Consider the following 2,612-nt stretch of genomic DNA (forward strand, 5'->3'; position numbering starts at 1 on the left):
CGAAATTCGTCGATCTGGTCTCGGGCATCTCGGTCCGTGACGAAACCGATGACGCGACAGGCATGACCCAGAAGATCGTGACCGACTGGCGCGCAGCTCCGCGCGGCAATGACCTCAAGCCCGAGATCATCATTGTCGGCGAAGACGGCGAACCGGTGCGTAACGATGCCGGCAACCCTGTGACCTATCCGATGTCGGTCGACGCCATTCTGTCGATCGAAGAAGGTCAGGACATCAAGGCCGGTGACGTGGTTGCGCGTATTCCGCGTGAAGGCGCCAAGACCAAGGACATCACCGGTGGTCTGCCGCGCGTGGCCGAACTGTTCGAAGCCCGTCGTCCGAAAGACCACGCCATCATCGCCGAAGTCGATGGTTACGTGCGCTTTGGCCGCGACTACAAGAACAAGCGTCGGATTTCGATCGAGCCCAGCGACGACACGCTGGAGCCCGTCGAATACATGGTCCCCAAGGGCAAGCACATTCCGGTTCAGGAAGGCGACTTTGTCCAGAAGGGCGACTACATCATGGACGGCAACCCCGCGCCGCATGACATCCTTGCCATCATGGGTGTCGAAGCGCTGGCTGACTATATGATCGACGAAGTTCAGGACGTGTATCGTCTGCAGGGCGTGAAGATCAACGATAAGCATATCGAAGTGATCGTGCGCCAGATGCTGCAGAAGTGGGAGATCCTCGACAGCGGTGAAACCACTCTGCTGAAAGGCGAGAACGTCGATAAGGCCGAGTTCGAAGAGGCCAACGAAAAGGCGATCGCCAAGGGTGGCCGCCCGGCCAAGGGTCAGCCGATCCTGCTGGGTATCACCAAAGCATCGCTGCAAACGCGGTCGTTTATCTCGGCTGCGTCGTTCCAGGAAACCACCCGCGTGCTGACCGAAGCTTCGGTTCAGGGCAAGCGTGACAAACTGGTCGGCCTGAAAGAGAACGTCATCGTTGGTCGCCTGATCCCGGCCGGCACCGGTGGGGCCACGCAGCGCGTGCGCCGTATCGCCGCCGAGCGCGATCAGAAAGTCATCGACGCCCGTCAGGCCGAGGCCGCCGCGGCCGCCGCTCTGGCTGCTCCGGTTGACGACATCGTTGGCGGTGACGAATTCGACAGCGGTCTGATTGATACGCCGGAAAGCCGCAACGAATAAGCTGCGCCGATCCCGAAACATGAAAGCCCCCGCCTTGTGCGGGGGTTTTTGTTTTTCCGCGACCATGTGTCTTTTGACAGTGAATCCGCTTGACGGCGGCCAAGTCATTCACATTTATGAATGTAAGAAGCGCCAACCCCGGCGCGCGATTTTCTCACGCAAGGACAGTTGAAATGTTCAAGATTTTCCAACCCGGCGCGACGGCCCTGGTGCTGGCGTCTTTCATCGGCGGCGCGGCTTTTGCCGGCCCGTTCACCGATGCCGAAACCCAGCTGCGCGCGGCGTATAACGATTACCGGACCGCCTTGTTTCAAAGCAACGCCGGCAAGGCCGATGCGGTGGATGCGGCGCTGATCCGGGCGCAGGAAAAATGGGCGGCGCTGGGCGCGGAATGGGCGGCAAACACCCCGCCGCAATATCAGGACGACCCGGACTTGCCCGCGACAATGGCAAAGGTCGGCACCTTGCTGGCCGAGGCTCAGGCCATCGCCAGCAAGGGTGATCTGGCCGAAGCGCATGAAGTTCTGGAGCAGGTCCGCGATCAGATCTGGGACATGCACCTGCGCAACGGCATCATCGGCTTTTCCGACCGGATGAACGCCTATCATCTGGAGATGGAGGACATTCTGGTGGTCAACCCGGCAACGCTGGACGCGGCAGGGCGCGCAACCTTGCAGGGGCAGGCGGCGGTTCTGTCCTATCTGGCGGCACAGCTCATCGCGCATCCGGCGCCCGAAGCTGCCGATCCGGCCTATGCGCCGTTGGCGCAGGCGATGTATGACGCGACGCTGGCATTGGAGCAGGCGACGCAAGACCCTGACCCCGAGGCTTTGAAGGCCGCGCTTGGGCAGCTTAAACCGGCCTATGCCAAGTTTTTCGCCAAGTTCGGCTAAGACGGACCGATGAAAATCGCCGGGTGCCGATGGCGCCCGGCTGGGCCGGGACCGGGGTCGAAACAATGCGGGCGCGGCTGTTGACAACCCCGGCGACTCTCCATATACCGCGCGCACCTGTGCTGTCGGGGTTAAACCCTTGGGCGGCGCAAATTCAGAATTGAAGTGGTCAAGATCCGGGCCAAAAGCCCCGATCCTCTGGAATTCCACCGCGTCGTTCCCGCGAACGAGGGGACGCATGCGGTATTGGTGTTTTGCAACACGTGCAAATCACCGTCGAGAAGCGGCGCCCCCGGACTTGGGGGCGAGTATTGACAAGAGAGCAACACGAGGAACGTGCATGCCAACGATCCAACAGCTGATCCGCAAGCCGCGGCAGCCGAAAGTTAAGCGCCAGAAGTCCATGCATCTGCAGGCTTGTCCGCAGAAGCGTGGTGTCTGCACGCGCGTCTACACCACGACGCCGAAGAAGCCGAACTCGGCCATGCGCAAGGTCGCCAAGGTGCGCCTGACCAACGGCTACGAGGTGATCAGCTACATCCCCGGCGAGAGCCACAACCTGCAG

The 2,612-nt window shown here is 61.3% G+C and carries 2 protein-coding genes and 1 pseudogene; all 3 read left to right on the forward strand.

Going from position 1 to position 2,612, the window contains the following annotated elements; translation table 11 throughout:
- A pseudogene (locus tag ABYW26_RS13120) lies at positions 1-1,154 on the forward strand (DNA-directed RNA polymerase subunit beta'); the annotation flags it as partial.
- A gap of 173 nt (positions 1,155-1,327) precedes the next feature.
- Positions 1,328-2,047 carry a hypothetical protein gene (locus ABYW26_RS13125; protein WP_372605359.1) on the forward strand — a complete coding sequence of 240 codons (720 nt, stop codon included), beginning with the start codon at positions 1,328-1,330 and terminating at the stop codon, positions 2,045-2,047.
- A 340-nt stretch (positions 2,048-2,387) separates the two neighbouring features.
- On the forward strand, positions 2,388-2,612 hold a 225-nt coding region (gene rpsL / locus ABYW26_RS13130; RefSeq protein ID WP_372605360.1), incomplete at its 3' end, for a 30S ribosomal protein S12.

The organism is Actibacterium sp. (assembly GCF_041584535.1).
Classification (GTDB): Bacteria; Pseudomonadota; Alphaproteobacteria; order Rhodobacterales; family Rhodobacteraceae; genus Actibacterium_D.